The organism is Williamsia muralis NBRC 105860 (genome assembly GCF_001598915.1).
Taxonomy (GTDB): Bacteria; Actinomycetota; Actinomycetes; order Mycobacteriales; family Mycobacteriaceae; genus Williamsia; species Williamsia muralis.
On the sequence record NZ_BDAP01000001.1, the window covers coordinates 959,971 to 977,892 of the forward strand.

The following is a 17,922-nucleotide window of genomic DNA, read 5'->3' on the forward strand; positions in this document are numbered from 1 at the left end:
CCATGGTGACCACCTCGGCCGACGCGGCCGGACTGGGTAGGTTCGTCGACGCATCGCCATCGCCGTTCCACGTGTGTGAATCGGTGGCCAAGGCGCTCGAGGCGGCAGGTTTTCGCGAGCTGAGCGAAGAGCATCAGTGGCCGAGCAAACCCGGGCGGCACTACGTGATGCGCGGGGGCTCGATCGTCGCCTGGGACAGCAGTGGACCGGGACGCAGTTTCCGGATCGTCGGGGGTCATACCGATAGCCCCAACCTCCGGGTGAAGCAGAACCCCGGTCTCCGTTCGGCCGGCCTGTCGATGGTGGGTTTGGAGAAGTACGGTGGCGCACTGCTCAATTCGTGGCTCGACCGCGATCTGGGCATATCCGGTCGGCTGGCGATCCGTGACTCGAAAGGGCTCCGCCGCCGGCTGATCAAGATCGACGAACCTGTTCTGCGGGTCCCACAGCTCGCGATACATCTCTCCGAGGACCGGGCCGGTGTGACGCTCGATCCGCAGCGGCACGTCAACGCCATCTGGTCGGTGGGTGAGAGCGGCCCCGGCTTCATGGAATGGATTGCCGCACAGGCAGAGGCGAGCGTGGACCAGCTCCTCGGTTGGGAGTTGATGACCCACGACCTGGCGCCGAGCCGAGTGGTCGGGGTCAATGACGACCTGCTGAGCGCACCCCGCCTGGACAACCAGGGAACCTGCTACGCCGGTACCCGCGCGCTCGTCGATGTTGTCGAAGGTAGCGTCGGACAGTACATTCCGGTGCTCGCCCTGTTCGACCACGAAGAGGTCGGCAGTGGTTCGGATCGGGGCGCCGCGTCGGAATTGCTGCCCACGGTGCTCGAGCGAATCGTGTTGGCGGGCGGTGGTTCTCGTGAGGACTATCTGCGGTCGATGTCGATGAGTGCGTGCGCCTCCGGTGACATGGCCCATGCCACCCATCCCAATTACCCCGAGCGCCACGAACCGGCACATCAGATCTCCATCAACGGAGGGCCGGTGCTGAAGGTCAACCAGAACCTGCGTTACGCCAGCGATGCCGAAGGCGAAGCGCTGTTCGCGGTGGCCGCGGAGCAGGCCGGCGTACCACTGCAGCGCTACGTGCACCGCGCGGACCTGCCATGCGGGTCCACCATCGGCCCGATCACCGCCACCCGAACCGGTTTGACCACCGTTGATGTCGGTGCCCCGCAGCTCGCGATGCACAGCGCCCGCGAGCTGATGGGAACGGCCGACGTGGGAATGTACTCGGCCGCACTGGCGGCCTTCCTGAACCCCTGACGGCCCAGATCCCTCCGACTTCGGCCAGATCCTCCGGTTGCAGCCGGAGGATGAGGTCGAAGTCGGAGGGTGTGTGACCGGCGAGGTCAGTACTGCGCCAACCAGAACGGGCTGCCCTGATCGTCGAGGCATTCGGCGGAGATGGCGTAGGACTGCCGTGCGGGGCCTTCGATGACCATGCCGCCGGCCGCGCGAACTCGTTCGACGGCAGTTTCGATGTCATCGACCACCCACATCGGCACCGACAGCGAATGGTCCTGTCCGCCGGCGATGCCCGTCATCGGGTGGCCGTCCACCACTTCCCAGCCGTCGTCGATCGTGCCACCGGTGAAACTCCAGCCCAGCACCCGACCGTAGAAGTCGCGCCACCGAGAACTGTCCGAGGTGTAGTGGGTCATGTACGTCAGTTCGCCATGACCTGTGCCGTTCACCGGAGGACGCGGATCGTCGCCGTTCGGTCGGTACACGGCAAAGGCGACTCCCTGGTTGTCGACGGCGTCGAGCAATTCGCCGAAGGGGAGCTGTTGCACCTCGCCGGTGGAACCGCCGGCGGCGGCGATGTCTGCCCGGGCCCTGTCCAGGTCGTCAACGGCGTACGCGCACAGCATCGTCGGATTCCCGGGAACAGAGAAGATGCCCAACCGTTGCGCGAGGTTGGTGACCTGACCCGTCTCCGAGTCGAACTCCCAGCCAAGGACCGAATTGTAGAAGCGGGCGGCCCGATCGACGTCGGTGGTCCACAGCGAGCAGTAACCGAGATCGCCGCGTCGGATCCCCTCCACCGGGTTCCGTTCCGGGACAGGGGACGTGGAAGGGCCCGTCAGCATCCAGCGGTGGCCGAACGGGTCGATGATCGATCCGGTCCGTGATCCGTAGCCTTCGTACGGTTCGCGCTGCACGGTTGCACCACCGTCGGCAGCCCTGCGCACCGCGACATCGGTGTCGGGCACCGGCAACATCAGCGAGACCGAGACAGATTGTGGCGCAGGGGCCTTGAGGCCGAGCTCGGCGAACTCGCCGGCAAGGTAGATGACCCCGCCGCCGATCAGGAGTTCGGCGTGGCCGATCTTCCCGTCGTCCATCACGATCAGCTCACCACGCAATTGCGCACCGAGATGCTCGGTGTACCACTCGATGGCTGCGCCGGGGTCGGCGACGGTGAGGTAGGGCAACGCGCCGGGGCGCTCGACAATCGAAGGCGTTGCAGGACTGCGAGATTCGGTGACACCGACTGACTCGGCGGCATCGAGGGGTTCGGGCAAGACATCTGTGGACATGGTCACTCCTTCGGGTAGGTCCAGTCCCCGTTCGAGCCGCGTTCGCAATCGGCGGGCGAAGGCGGGGTCGGGCGCGACCGGAACATCGTCTGCGGCCAGTGCGGTGAACGGGTCGAGGTCTGGGTTCATGACCGGCCTCCTCTCGGTCGCAGCGACGTGGGACTGGGATCGTTGGTGTCGGGATAGGCCGTGCGGAAGGCCCGCTTGGCCCGGGTGAGCAGCGCCTCTGTGGCCGCGACGGTGCGGCCCAACAGCTCCGCGCATTGACCGACCGTGCAGTCGTCGACGTACCGCAGGGTCAGCACTGCCCGGTGCGTGGTCGACAGCTGGGCGAGGGTGTACTCGGCCACCAAACGGTCCAGATGAACGTCCCATTCGTCGTCGGCCGGGTCGTCGCGCACCTCGTCGACGGGTGTCGGGGTGCGTTGCATGCGACGCCAGTGATCTGCCAGTTTGTGTCTGGCGACGCCGATGAGCCATGGGATGGACGGTTCGGAAGCGTCCACGCCACGTGCGTTGTCCATCGCGGCCAGAAACGTCTCCGAGGTGAGATCTTCGGCCACGCTGGTGTCACGTGTTCGCCGCAGCAGGTACCCGTACACGGCCGGCAGCGCCTCGTCGTACAGGTCGAGCAGAGTTCGCCCGGCCGACGGTGGTCCACCGTCCGGCCGATTCGATGTGCTCCCCGCTGTGCCGCTCACATCCTCATAGTCGTCCCGGCGGGGCGTTTTCCGACGGCCTCTGGCGAAACTTTTTTACGACGGCGCCAGGAGCGAGAGGGTGGTGCCCTCCTCGAGCACGAGATATCCGTCGACGATGGCGGCTTGCCCACCGACTACCGACCGCTGCCAGGCAACGGATCCGTCACCGATGTTGAAGGCCGTGAGCTCACCCGCGTTGCCGAACACTGCGGTGTCCTCGCCCTGGCCGACGCACGTGAGGTAGTCGATGTTGGTACCGGGCTGTCCCGGTTCGGGGCGCGGGACCTCGCCCACCTTCTCCCCGGTCCGCAGGTCGAGGATCGACCGACTTCCGTCCTTGCGGGCGAAAGCGACCACGGAGCCGCACGGGCGCGAGGCCACCTTCGACAGCTCGGGATCGGTGACCTGCCACAGTTTGTCCTTCTGAGCGGGGTCGAAGACCGAGTAGGCGCCCTGGGTCTGCATGACCTGCCCCGGGCCGGACCCGGTGGTCACAGCGAGGACTGCCGGTCCCGACACCAACTGTTGCCCCTCGTTCACGGAGGTCCGGGTTCCGCCACGCGTATAGAACTCGACGCGAGGGGATCCGGCATCGGTGAACTGCAGGGCCACACCGGTGGGATAGATGCGCAGATCGCACGACGCGCAACCGAACTTGTCGGCCCCTGTCGCCGGATCGATGACGTGCTTGGAACCGTCCGACGCGCTGATCACCACGAGTTCGCCGTCGACCTCTGTCTTCGCCGCCGCCGCAAATGAGCGGGCCCAGAGCTGTGTGCCGTCGGGCTTGTTACGGGTGACCTGATAGCCGGACCCGTTGACCCGGAGGAAGTCCGGCCCCACACCCGCCACCGACTGAGTGTCGTTGTCGGGCGAGAAATCTCGCAGTTGGCCGGTTGTCAGGTCTGCGAGATAGAACCCGTCTGGCTGGTCCGCCAGATTCAGGGCGCATCCCACCTCGCCGCTGCCGTTGATCGCGCAAGAACCCAGCCCGGCGTCGATCGGCGTATCCCACAACTGTTCACCGGTGCGGTGGTCGATTGCCGAATAGGTGTTGCCGAGCCCCGACGGATAGGCCACCAACCAGACGTCACCGAATGTGCCCACCACTTCCGGGGTGTCGCCCTCCCCGTAGGTCTGCATGCTGGTGAGGTCCAGGCTCCACCGCTCTTCTGGTGAGTTCGGGTACGAACGGAGCTGACCGTTGCCGTACGCCGTGGCGTCAGCGGTCGGGTTGACCGAGAACACCAGACCGACGGACACAACCATCGCGACGGACAGCAGGAACACTACGGATCCGATTCCGGGCATGGATCGGCGTTTGGGCATGTCGTCCATCCAATCACGACACCCATACCGACCAGGGTGAACATCGGCCCACGACACACCCTTTAACCTGGACACATGCCCAACAATGCGATCGGTCGCCTCCTGGGCGACGCGATGACGGTGCCGCTACGCGTGGGTGGGATGCTGCGGGGCCGTGCGCAACCCAAGGCCGGCGCTTTGAACGGGCTCGCAGGCGTGTCGAATCCCGCCGCGGCCGCCACTGCGCAGGAACGCAAGGTCGCCTACAACTTCTTCTCCGGTATCCCGTACGAACTCCGTAATCCGGGCGGTCACCTTCCCGGTGCGAACGACTGGGACAGGCCGCTGAGCCGCGACCATCCGAATCCGGTGGTCCTGGTCCACGGCACCGGCGGTGGGGCGCAGACCAATTGGGGCACGTATGTGCCGCTGTTGCTCAACGAGGGTTTCTCCGTTTTTTCGCTGACCTACGGCGCGATCAAGGGTGTGCCGTGGCCGCTGTCGGCAATCGGCGGAATGGCGAGGATGGAGGACAGTGCAGCCGAGTTCGGGGAGTTCGTGGACAAGATCCTCGATGCCACCGGCGCCGACAAGGTCGATGTCGTCGGACATTCACAGGGGACGCTGATGCCCAGCTACTGGGCGAAGTTCCTCGGCGGACACGACAAGATTCGCAAGTATGTGTCCATCGCTCCGTTGTGGCAGGGGACGTCCGCCTTCCAGGGTGTGCTGCAACGAATCAATCTGCCGCTCGGTCTGGATCCGACAAAGGTCCTGCCCTGCTATTCGGCGCCGCAGATGATGGCAGGGTCGGATTTCATCTCGAAGATCAGCGCTGACGGCGGACCCTATCTACCCGGTATCGACTACATCAACATCTCCACGAAGTACGACGAGTTCGTGGTGCCGTACAGCAGCGGCCAGCTTCCCGGCGGTGAAGACAGATCGGTCACGAACATCGTTGTGCAAGAGAATTGTTCACATGATTACAGCGATCACCTTGCGATCTGCGGCTCGCAGCGGGCGGCGCTGTACGTTCTCAATTCGCTCGACGATCAAAGGGACGCACGAGACGTTCCGTGTATGTTCGTGCCGCCCTTCTTCGGATCATGACAGTCACCGGAGCTGATCACCCGGCAAGCGATCTGCGGTAGTCGCGCGGGCTCATTCCACGAACGCGTTTGAACGCGGCGCTCAGCGCAAAAGCGCTGCCGTATCCGACCTCTCGGGCAACCGCCTCGAGAGTGTGATCGCCCGATGCGAGTAGATCGGCCGCCATGGACAGCCGCCACGTCGTCAGATAGGTCATCGGTGGTTCCCCGACGAGGTCGTTGAACCGCCGTGCGAGTGCTGCGCGGGATACAGCGCATCGGCGGGCCAGGTCGGACACCGTCCAGGGATGCTCCGGATTGTGGTGGATCAAGGAGAGCGCCTGGCCCACCACCGGATCCGACTCCGCCGCGATCCACGTCGGTCCCGCCGATTCAGGCCTCGAGAACCATGCTCGCAGGGTGTCGATGAGCAGGAGGTCGAGGAGGCGGTCCAGCATCACTTCCTGGCCCGGTGCTCGCCGCGTCATCTCGGCTGCGAGGAGCGCCGTCAGCGCGGCGTTGCCCTGCACCGTGATCAGCCGGGGGAGTGCGGCAAGTAGTCGAGCCGAGACCTCGCCCGTCGCGCCGTAAGTCCCCACGAGTGACACCGAATCGCCGGCGGCGTCATTGCCCCATGTGCGCACACCGAGATTCATCTCGTCGACCAGATCGGTACCGTCGGCGCGGACGCATCGCTGGCCCGGTTGGATGAACGCGGCCGGCGGCGCCTCCACGTCACCGTAGACGTACGGGTCGGGGCCGCGGAGGACCGCGACATCGCCCGGGTACATCGACATGGTCTCGCCGTCGTCGAAGCGCACCGCGGCGGTACCGCTGACCGCCACCACCACGGTCAGAGGCGCTTCGTCTTCGATTCGCACCGACCACGGCGGTGTCATCACCACCCGCAACAGAAAGGCATTGGCGGCGCGAGGACCGTTGAGCACACTTCCGAGCGCATCCATTGGACGATTACACATGAAAGTGAGCGTTCAGGCTATGGAAAGGCTCAACGTCGAGGGCTGTACTCGGATGTATGACAACCACAACGCACACCCAACGTCCAGTTCTCATCATCGGCGCCACCGGCAAGACCGGTCGGCGGGTGGCCGGCCGCCTCGCCGGCCTCGGAGTACCGACCCGACTGGCGAGCCGCTCCGGTGCGACCAGATTCGACTGGACCGATCGCACGACCTGGAGGCGGGCACTCGATGGCGCCGGTGCCGTGTACATCACCTACCAGCCGGACCTCATCGTCGAACGTTCTGCCGATGATCTCAGGGTGTTCGTCGAGGTCGCACGAGATGCGAACGTCGACAAGCTGGTCCTGCTGTCGGGCCGTGGAGAGCCCGAGGCACGCGCATGCGAAGAGATCGTGCTGAACTCGGGCCTGGTGTCAACGGTGTTGCGCTGCAGTTGGTTCGCACAGAACTTCTCCGAATCATTCCTGGCGGACGGGGTGCGTGAAGGAGCGGTGGTGCTGCCTGTGGACGCAGTGGGGGAGCCGTTCATCGATGCCGACGACATTGCCGACGCTGCGGTGACGGTGCTGACGAAGTCAGGTCACGACGGGAGAGTGTACGAGTTGACCGGCCCCAGGCTCCTGACATTCGCCGAGGCCACTGCCCAGATCGCGGCGGCTGCAAATCGTGAGATCGATTATGTGACAGTGTCTCTGGAAGACTACCGGGCGGGAATGGCAGAAGCTGGTGTGCCCGACGACTACGCCGACATGGTCATCTCGTTGTTCGGGACCCTCTTCGATGGGAGGAATGCAACCACCACTGACGGGGTGCGTGAACTGCTGGGCCGTGCGCCCAAGGATTTTGCCGACTTCATCGAGAAGTCGGTTGCCGAGGGCGCCTGGTTCGACGGAGCTTCGGCATGACTGCGTTACGCGAGTCGCTCCTCATCGCAGCGGTCCTGGCCGTCGGTCTGATCGCAGGACTGTTCTGCGCCTTCGCTTATGCGGTGATGCCAGGACTTGCTCAGACAGACGATCGGGTCTTCGTCTCCTCGATGCAACGCATCAACGTGGTGATCGTCAATCCACTGTTCCTGCTCCTCTTCTTCGGCGGTCTGGTGTTCACCACCGCGGCGGCAGTGTTCTACCGCGGTGAGCCGATCTTCTGGTGGATCGTCGCCGGGGCGGTGACCTACGCGATCGGGTTGCTGATCACGATGGTGTTCAACATCCCCCTGAACAACGACTTGGCCGCCATCGGTGGACCTTCGGGCATCACCGATCCGGCAGCAGCCAGAGCAGCCTTCGAAAACGCCTGGGTGCGCTGGAATCTCGTTCGCGCGGTGGTGCACACGGTGGCGTTCGCCGTCCTCCTCGCAGGCCTGGTGACCAGGTGAGGTTTGGCCCGCTTGTCGTCGTGCCGTTCCGGATCCACGCCTCGAGGCCGTCGATCAGGTGGGGGCCTCGGACTCGGAAGGTGCACTGACCTGATCCAGGTAGCTCGCCCCCCAATCGTTGAGTGCTCGGACCATCGGTGCCAGGGTCTCGCCGAGTGGAGTCAGTGAGTATTCGACCTTGGGGGGTACCTGGGAGTACACGGTGCGGAGCACGATGCCGTCGGCTTCCAACTCGCGAAGTTGCCGGGCGAGTACGCGAGGGGTGACTGCGCCGACGGCCCTTCCCAATTCGCCGAACCGCAGGGTGCCCTCGGTCAGGTGCTTGACGATGGTCATCTTCCAGGACCCGCCCAGAACAGCCACAGCCACTTCGACGGGGCAGACCTCCGCTGCCTTCCGGATCGCTTCACGCATGACACTATCCATTCAGTCCCTATGGACAAGATTGTGCGTACTGTTCGCTGCGCACCTTTGGCTGCACACTAAGTCCGTGGCAGAGAACAACGCAACCAAAGTCCTGTGGGTCCACGGACATCCCGAGTCCGACTCGCTGAATCACCAGCTGATGGAAACCGCGTCCCGGAACCTGCGCTGCCGTGCGGAGGTCACCGTGGTCGACCTGTACGAGCTCGGCTGGAATCCGGTCCTGGATTCGGCAGAGCTCTCCGGGACCGGTGGCCCAGCGCCCGAAGTGGTTGCGCAGCAGCACCTCCTGTGCGAGGCCGATCTGCTCATCATCCAATTCCCGCTCTGGTGGCATGGGATGCCCGCCATCGTCAAGGGCTGGTTCGACCGTGTCTTCTCCCACGGGTTCGCGTACGGGATCAAACACCCCGAGACCGGTCGAACGTTGAAGTACGGCGACGGAGGCCTGGCCGGGCGCAGAGCGCTCACGATCGTCACGGCCGGTGATCGGCAATCGTCGTTCGACCCTCGAGGGATCAACGGCGATATCGAATTACTGCTGTTTCCGTTGCTTCACGGAACCCTTTGGTACTCAGGCATATCCGCGTTGAGGCCGCACCTCATCGCCGGAACGGACGTACCCGGCTGGGCTGGCGCCGACGACGAGTGCCGGCGGTTGCTCGGCCGACTCGACACCGTCTTCGACGAGGAGCCGATTCGCTACCGGGCGTTGGAGTCTGGCGACTACTGCCCTGACAGGACGCTGGCACCCGAGCATGTGTGGGAGTCGGAGGGACTGGCCATGCACATCCGTGCCGATTGAGTCCGTCGACACGTTGCCTCAGCTGGACGATGGTGCCGATGCCGAGATCTTCTCCACGGCACGCACCACTGCATCGGGTTCATCAAGGGATACGAACGTTCTGGCGTCCGGCACCTCGGTGAACGTCGCGTTGGGGAACTGCGCGGCGAGCCGCCGCCCGAGCGCTGGTTTGAAGCACTTGTCCTTCATCCCCCACACAACGGACACCGGCTTGTCGAAGGTGCCGAGGCGGCGCGTCACCTGGTCGAGTTCGGCAGGCTTGATCGTGCGCGCCAACGCAGCCAGATCGGCGCGCACCGCGTCGGATTCACGCGCCGGCGTCAGCCATGACCTGGTCAATTCCGGGTCGGGTCGGGTCGCAAGGAGCCCGAATCCGATGGCGGAGTGCCGTATCGCAGTCGCCGAGAGTGCAACGGCGAAAGGTTTGAGGATCGGTTTGAACCTGCCGAGGGCAAAAAGGGCATTGAACGGGAACGGCGGGAACGTGTCGAAGGCATCGCAATTGGTCAGTACGAGCCTGCCGAGGAACTCCGGATGTGCGTCGATCGCGAACTGGCACAGCGCTCCACCGGTGTCGTTGCCGACGAGGGTGACGTCGTCGAGATGGAGGGCGGCAGCGAAGTCCCGGATCATCGTTGCGAGTCCGCGCGGGGACAGATCGGCGGTGGGGCCTGCAGGTATCCGTTGGGAGCCCAGCGGCAGTGTCGGCAAGATGCAGCGGTATCCCCGCGCCGCGAGCGAATCGGCGGCCGAATCCCAGAGGCGCCCGTCGACCAGCGCCCCATGAACGAACAGCACCGGCGGGTGGGATGAATCCACTGGACCGACGGCCCGGTATTCGAGTGTGCCGTGATTCAGCTCGATGGTCTCCATGGCGGTACCCTTCTGTTGCTATTTACGTACACCTAGCATGGAAGTTACATACAAGCTGCATGGAAGTCAATCGTCGTACTCAAGCCGAGCGCACCGCCGCGACGCGGGCTGCGCTGATCGCCGCCGGGCGCACCCTGTTCGCCGAGCACGGATTCAGCGGAGTCGGCACGCAGGCGATCGTCGCCCAGGCCGGCGTCACCCGAGGTGCGCTCTATCACCAGTTCGCAGACAAGGACGAATTGTTCGTCGCGGTCTTCGAGCAGGTGGAGGAAGAGGTGATGGGCAAGGTCACCGAGGCCGTCGTCGCGGCTGGGGTCGATGGCCCACTCGAGGCGATGGAGGTGGGCGTCCGGGAATGGTTGGAATTGTGCGCCGACCCCGAGGTGCACCGGATCATCCTGCTCGAGGCCCCGGTGGTGCTCGGCTGGGAAGCGTGGCGTGAGGCAGGCGCCCGCTACGCGATGGGACTGATCGAGTCGCTGATCGAACAGGCGATCGCCGATGGAACTGCGCCGGCGCAACCGGTACGGCCTCTCGCACATGCGATGATCGGCGCAGTGGACGAGGCGGCGATGTATGTGGCGAGGTCTGCCGAGCCCGAGAAGGCCCGAGTCGAGATGCTCGATGTCGCCCGTAGACTGATTCGCGCCATCACGATCGAATGAGCGAACGCGTTCGCTGACGGCGTATCCCCAGCGCAAACACCCTTGCAAGCTGCGACGTTGACCATTTGTGACCCTCGATCAAGGGGTGCCATCCGAGGCCTCGGCGACACATCTGCGGTGCCGGTGACCTGCGGCCATTACAGTGGGAGCAAGGCTGTTGCAGGTGAGCTATCGGTTCATCGTCGACACTGCCAACCCTGGGAAGACCGGAGCCTGTCGACCAGACACACTGGGAGACGAAGCCGAAGGCCGAGCTCGACCCATAGAAACGTAAGGGAGAACAATGTTCGAACGGTTCACCGACCGCGCTCGCCGGGTTGTCGTCCTGGCCCAAGAAGAAGCGCGGATGCTCAATCACAACTACATCGGCACCGAGCACATCCTGCTGGGTCTGATCCACGAGGGTGAAGGCGTCGCCGCGAAGTCGCTCGAGTCGCTGGGTATCTCCCTCGAAGGCGTCCGCAGCCAGGTCGAGGAGATCATCGGCCAGGGCCAGCAGGCTCCCTCGGGCCACATCCCCTTCACCCCGCGCGCCAAGAAGGTCCTCGAGCTCTCGCTGCGCGAAGCACTGCAGCTCGGCCACAACTACATCGGCACCGAGCACATCCTGCTCGGCCTCATCCGCGAGGGTGAAGGCGTTGCCGCCCAGGTTCTGGTCAAGCTCGGCGCCGACCTCAACAGGGTCCGTCAGCAGGTCATCCAGCTGCTGTCGGGCTACCAGGGCAAGGAGCCGCAGGAAGCGGGCACCGGTGGCCGCAGCACCGAGGCGGGCACACCGTCCACCTCCTTGGTGCTCGACCAGTTCGGCCGCAACCTGACCGCCGCTGCCGCCGAGGCCAAACTCGACCCGGTGATCGGGCGCGAGAAGGAAATCGAGCGCGTGATGCAGGTGCTCAGCCGCCGCACCAAGAACAACCCGGTGCTCATCGGCGAGCCCGGTGTCGGTAAGACCGCCGTCGTCGAGGGCCTGGCACAGGCCATCGTCAACGGCAACGTCCCCGAGACCCTCAAGGACAAGCAGCTCTACACCCTCGACCTCGGGTCGCTGGTTGCCGGTAGCCGGTACCGCGGTGACTTCGAAGAGCGACTGAAGAAGGTCCTCAAGGAGATCAACACCCGCGGCGACATCATCCTGTTCATCGACGAGCTGCACACCCTCGTCGGCGCGGGCGCCGCCGAAGGTGCCATCGACGCGGCCAGCATCCTCAAGCCGAAGCTGGCCCGCGGTGAGCTGCAGACGATCGGTGCCACCACCCTCGACGAGTACCGCAAGTATATCGAGAAGGATGCCGCCCTCGAACGCCGCTTCCAGCCGGTGCAGGTCGGCGAGCCCAGCGTGGAGCACACCATCCAGATCCTCAAGGGTCTGCGTGACCGCTACGAGTCGCACCACCGCGTCTCGATCACCGACGGTGCGTTGGTCGCCGCCGCCACGCTGGCCGACCGGTACATCAACGACCGCTTCCTGCCGGACAAGGCGATCGACCTGATCGACGAGGCCGGCGCCCGGATGCGCATCCGCCGGATGACCGCGCCGCCAGACCTGCGCGACTTCGACGACAGGATCGCCGACGCCCGCAAGGAGAAGGAATCTGCGATCGATGCGCAGGACTTCGAGAAGGCGGCAAGTCTGCGCGACAAGGAGAAGCAGCTCGTCACCGAGCGCGCCGAACGTGAAAAGCAGTGGCGCAGTGGCGACATGGACATCGTCGCCGAGGTCGACGACAACGAGATCGCCGAGGTTCTCGGCAACTGGACCGGCATCCCCGTGTTCAAGCTGACCGAGGAAGAGACCACCCGTCTGCTGCGGATGGAAGATGAGCTGCACAAGCGGATCATCGGCCAGACCGAGGCGGTCAAGGCGGTGTCCAAGGCGATCCGCCGTACCCGCGCCGGTCTGAAAGACCCCAAGCGTCCGTCCGGTTCGTTCATCTTCGCCGGCCCGTCCGGTGTCGGTAAGACCGAGCTGTCCAAGGCGCTGGCGAACTTCCTGTTCGGCGAGGACGACGCGCTCATCCAGATCGACATGGGCGAGTTCCACGACCGCTTCACCGCGTCGCGGCTCTTCGGCGCTCCTCCCGGTTACGTCGGCTACGAAGAGGGCGGTCAGCTCACCGAGAAGGTGCGCCGCAAGCCGTTCTCGGTGGTGCTGTTCGACGAGATCGAGAAGGCCCACCAGGAGATCTACAACACGCTGCTGCAGGTCCTCGAGGATGGCCGTCTCACCGACGGTCAGGGTCGTACGGTCGACTTCAAGAACACCGTGCTGATCTTCACCTCGAACCTCGGTACCGGCGACATCTCCAAGGCCGTGGGTCTGGGCTTCTCGCAGTCGAATGCGGAAGGCTCGAACTACGAGCGGATGAAGCAGAAGGTCAACGACGAGCTCAAGAAGCACTTCCGGCCTGAGTTCCTCAACCGTATCGACGACGTCATCGTGTTCCACCAGCTCACCCGCGACGAGATCATCAAGATGGTCGACCTGATGATCGCCCGCGTGGAAACCCAGCTGCGGAACAAGGACATGGCACTGGAGCTGACCGAGAAGGCCAAGAGCCTGCTCGCCAAGCGTGGATTCGATCCCGTGCTCGGCGCCCGTCCGCTGCGTCGCACGATCCAGCGCGAGATCGAGGACCAGCTCTCGGAGAAGATCCTCTTCAACGAGATCGGTGCCGGCGAGATCATCCTGGTCGACGTGGAGAACTGGGACGGCGAAGGCGAAGGCGAAGACGCCAAGTTCACGTTCGTCGGGTCGAAGAAGCCGATCGCTCTGCCGGACACCCCGGTCGAGCTGGCCAAGACCGGTGAGTCCACCGACAGCTAGTCACGACAGCCAAAAGGGGCGCAACCACGAAAGTGGTTGCGCCCCTTTTTGTGTGCTTGTGCAGAGGGTGCGGGTCAGTCCCTGATCTCGGGGTCCTGATCGCGGCCGGCGAGCAGCAGGGTGATGGTGAGTTCCAGACGGTTGGTGACGTCGGTCGCGGACGCACGGCGGGTCAGCCACTGCACCAGGTTCGACATCCACACGTCGGAGACCACACGGGCGATCTTGAGATCGAGATCGGTGGGTTCGCCCTCCACCATCGCATTGGCCAGGAGGCGGTCGATGATGGTCGCCACCTTGTCGACTTCGGCGGCCGCTGAGGCGTCGGCGAACATGAACGCGCGGGTCATCGCCTCGGTCAGCAGCGGATCGCGCTGCATCGCCATGGTGATCATGTCGAGCACGTGGCGCAGGCGTTCGAGTGACGTGGTGCCACGAAGGCGTGACTTGTCGGCGCGACTCTCGACTGCCTCGAACTCGCGGGCGAGTGCGGTCACCAGTAGGTGCACCTTGGAGGGGAAGTAGCGGTAGAGGGTTCCCACGGCCACGTCGGCACGGTCGGCGACAGCTCGCATCTGTACGGCGTCGTAGCCGCCCTTGGAGGCCAGGGCCAGCGTGGCGTCGAGGATGCGTCGGCGTCGTTCACGTTGCGCATTCGACCCGAGGTCGACCTCCGAGCCGACGGCGGCATTACTCGCCGGGGTTCCGGTCGGGATCGGGCTTGCCATCGAGGTCCCACTTTCGTTCAGGTCGACTTCTCGCGTCGGTCGGTCATGTAGGTCATCTGGCAACGACACCTTTGCGATGTCGAAACCGACCAAGTACACGGTAATCGCTCATGCCGGAAAAGCGACTTCTCCGACTTTGCGACACGGGCCCCTTCATTCTGCCCCCTGGGACGTGCAATATTAGAACAGGTTCTACTACGCACCGACAATCCCGAGCAGGCAGGATCCGATCTCCGTGACCATTGCTTCCACCCCAGAACATACCGCCGTCGCCGACGCAATTGGTCAATGGTCCAAAAAGGTGTCGGTCATCACCTCGGTCCGGCGCGGTGACGCCGAGGCGAACGGCACCGGCGAAGCCTGGCCTGCGCTGTTCCCGGACTTGGCCGAGCTCGGTGTGTTCGGCGCTGCTGTCCCGGAGCACTGCGGCGGCATGGATGCCCAGTTCGCCGACCTCGCCGTCATGCTCGAGCAGACGGGCTACGACCTGGTACCCGGACCTGTCGCGGCGACCGCGGTCAGCGCCCTGTTGTCGGCCGTGTCCGGGGCCCCGAACGAGAACGCGTTACTCGCGCAGCTGATCGCCGGTGAGGTGGGCGCCGCGGTGGCCACCTCGGTGCTGTCCGGCGGTCAGGCGCCCACCGCCCACGAACCGCGCCGGGGCGTCCTGTCGGCGAGCGGCGAGCTCGGGTTGGTCGCCGGATACGTACCCGGGGCGGCGTTGCTCGCCCCGATCGACATCGCCGGAAGCCACCGCTGGGTGCTGCTCGAACCGGGAACCGACGGCATCATCGCCGATTCGGTTGACGCTCTGGACTTCTCGATGGAGCTGGCGAAGGTGCGATTGGACGAGGTGGTGATCCCCACGCGCGACGTGCTGCACCTGTCGGACACCTACGTGCGAGCCACCCTCATCGCAGCCATCGCCGCCCAGGCTTCAGGCGTCGCACGCTGGACTCTCGACACCGCGGTCGAGTACGCCAAGGTGCGCGAGCAGTTCGGTGCGCCGATCGGCAGCTTTCAGGCGGTCAAGCACATCTGTGCTGAGATGCTCTGTCGCAGCGAGCAGGTCAGTGCGGCCGCCTGGGATCTGGCCGGCGCGATCGACGACCTCACCGAAGCCGAGGGTGACGAGCGGACGAGCGCCGCGCAGCAGGTGGAGATCAGTGCGGCCGTGGCTGCGGCGACGGTCTCCGATCTCACCGTCGACAACGCCAAGGACTGCATCCAGATCCTCGGTGGTATCGGATTCACCTTCGAGCACGACGCGCATCTGTACCTGCGCAGGGCTCTGGCGTGGCAGGCGCAGCTGGGCAGCGCGGCCACCTGGCGCGCGCGGGTGGCCGAGTTGAATCGGCAAGGTGTCCGCCGGGTGCACCGGCTGGACCTCGGTGATGCCGAGAAACGCCGGGCGCAGGTCCGCGCCGACGTCGACTCCATCGCTGCCGCCGACGACCAGCGGCATGCGCTCGCCGAATCGGGGTACCTCACTCCGCATTGGCCGGAGCCGTATGGACTGGCGGCAGAACCGGCGCAGCAGGTGCTGATCGATCAAGAACTCGACCGCGCCGGTGTTCGCCGCCCAGATCTCGTGATCGCGGGATGGGCGATCCCGACCATCCTCCAGTACGGCACCGACGAGCAGCGTGAGCGATTCGTCCGCGCCACCCTCGACGGCGAGATCATCTGGTGCCAGCTGTTCTCGGAGCCCGGCGCGGGCTCTGACCTCGCGGCCCTGCGCACGAAGGCCACCAAGGTCGACGGCGGTTGGAAGCTGCAGGGGCAGAAGGTCTGGACCTCTCACGCACATACGGCCGACTGGGCGATCTGTTTGGCGCGTACCGACCCGGAAGCGCCGAAGCACAAGGGCATCACGTACTTCCTCGTCGACATGAAGTCCGAGGGCATCGAAACCCGGCCGCTCCGAGAGATCACCGGGCGAGCGCTGTTCAACGAGGTGTTCCTCGACGACGTGTTCGTGCCCGACGACTGCGTGGTGGGGGAACTGAACAACGGCTGGCGGCTGGCCCGCACCACACTCGCCAACGAACGGGTTGCGATGGGAGGTTCGGCCCTCGGCAAGGAGATGGAGGCACTGCTCGCACAGATCGAGGGGCGCCGGCTCGACGCGGTCGAGTGTGCCGAACTGGGCGAGCTGATCGTGCAGGCCCAGCTCGGTCAGGTTCTCGATCTGCGCGCGGTGCTCGGGTCGATCAACGGCACCGACCCCGGAGCCGCCTCGAGCGTGCGCAAACTGATCGGTGTCCGGCACCGGCAGGCGGTGCCGGAGTTCGGCCAGCGACTGCGTGGGCTGGACGGTCTGGAGTACTCGGAGATGGCTGACGAGTTCCTGCTGAACCGGTGCCTGTCGATCGCCGGCGGCACCACGCAGATTCTTGCGACCGCGGCCGCCGAACGGCTGCTGGGACTGCCGCGCTGAGTGCTGACCGGGTGTCGACAACACGTAGCTGACGCGCGCCCGACTCTGATACAACTAGAACAGGTTCTAATTCACTGAAGAGGTGCAAAACGGTGGACTTCACGCTCGATTCGACAGCCCAGACTGTGAGCGATGTCATCGCCTCCGTGCTGGAAAGGCACGAGTCGGTGTGGGACGCCTCGCTGTCCGACACCGGCGGCTTCGAGGGTTCCCTGTGGTCGGCCCTCGCCGACTCCGGACTGCTGGCCCTGCCGCTACCCGAGGCGCAGGGCGGTGACGATGTCGCAGTCGGGGGACTGACCCCGGTACCGACCGCGCTCGGTCGCGCTGCCGCGATTACCCCCGCGGTCGGAACGTTGCTGTCCGGGCTGGCGCCGCTAGTGCAGCGTGCGCCCGACATCGCGGCGGACCTGGGTGCCAAGGTGCAGGCGGGTGGCTGGCTCGCAGCCGCGATCAACGAACCCGGCGCCCCGATGACCTCCACCCCGCACACCGCCGTTTCTGGTGGCAAGCTCTCGGGCGTCAAGACCGGTGTGCTGCACGCCGAAGGCGCCACCGCACTCCTCGTCGCCGCAGACGCGGGTGTTGTGGTCGTGTCCCCCGGGGATGACGGCGTGAAAATCACCCGCACCACGTCCTCATCGGGCTGGGGTGAGTACACGGTCGAGTTCTCGGATGTACCGGCCGACATCGTGATCGGTGGCGACCCGGTGTGGCTCACGCAGCACCACGCCCTGGGAATCGCGGCCTATGCGGACGGGCTGATCGCCGGCGCGATGAAGCTGACCGCCACCCACGTGTCCGAGCGCATCCAGTTCGACAAGCCGATCGGGACGTTCCAGGCCGTTCAGCAGCAACTCGCGGACATCTACGTGGTGGCCCGATCGATGACCCTGGCCACCACGTCGGCGGGATGGCGTCTGAGTGAAGGTCTCGACGCCGGGACGGACCTGGCCTTGTCCGGATATTGGCTGGCGCAGGAGATCCCGGCAGCCATGCGCACCATGATCCATCTGCACGGCGGTGTCGGTGTCGACCTGACCTACCCGTTGCACCGCTACTTTTCTCTGGCCAAAGACCTTGCCCGCCTGGTCGGTGGGCCCACTGACCGACTCGACGCACTCGCCGAGCAGGTCGAGGCAGGAGCGTGAC

16 protein-coding genes are annotated in these 17,922 nt (G+C 65.2%); 9 read left to right on the forward strand and 7 right to left on the reverse strand.

The window, feature by feature from the left end:
• The first annotated feature begins 2 nt into the window (after nucleotides 1–2).
• Nucleotides 3–1,274: a M18 family aminopeptidase gene (locus WIMU1_RS04685; RefSeq protein WP_062795301.1), complete on the forward strand. Its 1,272-nt coding sequence runs from the start codon at nucleotides 3–5 to the stop codon at nucleotides 1,272–1,274.
• A gap of 86 nt (nucleotides 1,275–1,360) precedes the next feature.
• On the opposite strand, the gene WIMU1_RS04690 is transcribed toward WIMU1_RS04685, so the two are convergent.
• The 3 genes from WIMU1_RS04690 to WIMU1_RS04700 all read right to left on the reverse strand — a co-directional run bounded on the left by WIMU1_RS04690 (nucleotide 1,361) and on the right by WIMU1_RS04700 (nucleotide 4,581).
• The gene (locus WIMU1_RS04690; RefSeq protein WP_062795302.1) at nucleotides 1,361–2,680 is read right to left on the reverse strand and encodes a VOC family protein; all 1,320 of its coding nucleotides are present in this window, start codon (nucleotides 2,678–2,680) and stop codon (nucleotides 1,361–1,363) included.
• Nucleotides 2,677–3,186 carry an RNA polymerase sigma factor gene (locus WIMU1_RS04695; protein ID WP_062795866.1) on the reverse strand — a complete coding sequence of 170 codons (510 nt, stop codon included), beginning with the start codon at nucleotides 3,184–3,186 and terminating at the stop codon, nucleotides 2,677–2,679. Before WIMU1_RS04695 ends, WIMU1_RS04690 begins: the two co-directional genes overlap by 4 nt.
• Nucleotides 3,187–3,306: 120 nt before the next feature.
• Entirely contained in the window at nucleotides 3,307–4,581 is a 1,275-nt protein-coding gene (locus WIMU1_RS04700; protein ID WP_158599286.1) for an outer membrane protein assembly factor BamB family protein, read from the reverse strand.
• Between the two features lie 75 nt (nucleotides 4,582–4,656).
• On the opposite strand from WIMU1_RS04700, the gene WIMU1_RS04705 reads away from it, so the two are divergent.
• The gene (locus WIMU1_RS04705; RefSeq protein WP_243404717.1) at nucleotides 4,657–5,673 is read left to right on the forward strand and encodes an esterase/lipase family protein; all 1,017 of its coding nucleotides are present in this window, start codon (nucleotides 4,657–4,659) and stop codon (nucleotides 5,671–5,673) included.
• A gap of 16 nt (nucleotides 5,674–5,689) precedes the next feature.
• Here WIMU1_RS04705 and WIMU1_RS04710 read toward each other — a convergent pair whose 3' ends face one another.
• Nucleotides 5,690–6,616 carry an AraC family transcriptional regulator gene (locus WIMU1_RS04710; RefSeq protein ID WP_062795304.1) on the reverse strand — a complete coding sequence of 309 codons (927 nt, stop codon included), beginning with the start codon at nucleotides 6,614–6,616 and terminating at the stop codon, nucleotides 5,690–5,692.
• A 71-nt stretch (nucleotides 6,617–6,687) separates the two neighbouring features.
• Here WIMU1_RS04710 and WIMU1_RS04715 point away from each other — a divergent pair, with 71 nt between their 5' ends.
• On the forward strand, nucleotides 6,688–7,539 hold the full coding sequence (locus WIMU1_RS04715; protein ID WP_062795305.1) for a Rossmann-fold NAD(P)-binding domain-containing protein: 852 nt from the start codon (nucleotides 6,688–6,690) through the stop codon (nucleotides 7,537–7,539).
• Nucleotides 7,536–8,012, forward strand: a complete 477-nt coding sequence (locus WIMU1_RS04720; protein WP_062795306.1) for an anthrone oxygenase family protein — start codon at nucleotides 7,536–7,538, stop codon at nucleotides 8,010–8,012. The genes WIMU1_RS04715 and WIMU1_RS04720 overlap by 4 nt, the downstream gene beginning before the upstream one ends.
• A gap of 54 nt (nucleotides 8,013–8,066) precedes the next feature.
• Here WIMU1_RS04720 and WIMU1_RS04725 read toward each other — a convergent pair whose 3' ends face one another.
• Nucleotides 8,067–8,426 (reverse strand): winged helix-turn-helix transcriptional regulator, encoded by a 360-nt coding sequence (locus WIMU1_RS04725; protein ID WP_116917755.1) that lies wholly within the window; start codon nucleotides 8,424–8,426, stop codon nucleotides 8,067–8,069.
• A gap of 76 nt (nucleotides 8,427–8,502) precedes the next feature.
• On the opposite strand from WIMU1_RS04725, the gene WIMU1_RS04730 reads away from it, so the two are divergent.
• Nucleotides 8,503–9,240 carry an NAD(P)H-dependent oxidoreductase gene (locus tag WIMU1_RS04730; protein WP_062795308.1) on the forward strand — a complete coding sequence of 246 codons (738 nt, stop codon included), beginning with the start codon at nucleotides 8,503–8,505 and terminating at the stop codon, nucleotides 9,238–9,240.
• A gap of 18 nt (nucleotides 9,241–9,258) precedes the next feature.
• Here WIMU1_RS04730 and WIMU1_RS04735 read toward each other — a convergent pair whose 3' ends face one another.
• The gene (locus WIMU1_RS04735) at nucleotides 9,259–10,113 is read right to left on the reverse strand and encodes an alpha/beta fold hydrolase (protein ID WP_062795309.1); all 855 of its coding nucleotides are present in this window, start codon (nucleotides 10,111–10,113) and stop codon (nucleotides 9,259–9,261) included.
• A 59-nt stretch (nucleotides 10,114–10,172) separates the two neighbouring features.
• Here WIMU1_RS04735 and WIMU1_RS04740 point away from each other — a divergent pair, with 59 nt between their 5' ends.
• Both WIMU1_RS04740 and WIMU1_RS04745 read left to right on the forward strand, forming a co-directional pair.
• Nucleotides 10,173–10,778: a TetR/AcrR family transcriptional regulator gene (locus tag WIMU1_RS04740; protein WP_023957392.1), complete on the forward strand. Its 606-nt coding sequence runs from the start codon at nucleotides 10,173–10,175 to the stop codon at nucleotides 10,776–10,778.
• Nucleotides 10,779–11,061: 283 nt separating this feature from the next.
• Nucleotides 11,062–13,602 carry an ATP-dependent Clp protease ATP-binding subunit gene (locus tag WIMU1_RS04745; protein ID WP_062795310.1) on the forward strand — a complete coding sequence of 847 codons (2,541 nt, stop codon included), beginning with the start codon at nucleotides 11,062–11,064 and terminating at the stop codon, nucleotides 13,600–13,602.
• A 74-nt stretch (nucleotides 13,603–13,676) separates the two neighbouring features.
• Here the strand turns inward: WIMU1_RS04745 and kstR are convergent, their stop codons facing one another.
• The gene (gene kstR / locus WIMU1_RS04750; RefSeq protein WP_062795870.1) at nucleotides 13,677–14,330 is read right to left on the reverse strand and encodes a cholesterol catabolism transcriptional regulator KstR; all 654 of its coding nucleotides are present in this window, start codon (nucleotides 14,328–14,330) and stop codon (nucleotides 13,677–13,679) included.
• Between the two features lie 235 nt (nucleotides 14,331–14,565).
• On the opposite strand from kstR, the gene WIMU1_RS04755 reads away from it, so the two are divergent.
• Together WIMU1_RS04755 and WIMU1_RS04760 are read left to right on the forward strand one after the other, a co-directional pair.
• Nucleotides 14,566–16,770 carry an acyl-CoA dehydrogenase family protein gene (locus tag WIMU1_RS04755; RefSeq protein ID WP_062795311.1) on the forward strand — a complete coding sequence of 735 codons (2,205 nt, stop codon included), beginning with the start codon at nucleotides 14,566–14,568 and terminating at the stop codon, nucleotides 16,768–16,770.
• Between the two features lie 92 nt (nucleotides 16,771–16,862).
• Nucleotides 16,863–17,921 (forward strand): acyl-CoA dehydrogenase family protein, encoded by a 1,059-nt coding sequence (locus tag WIMU1_RS04760; RefSeq protein WP_062795312.1) that lies wholly within the window; start codon nucleotides 16,863–16,865, stop codon nucleotides 17,919–17,921.
• Nucleotide 17,922 lies beyond the last annotated feature (1 nt).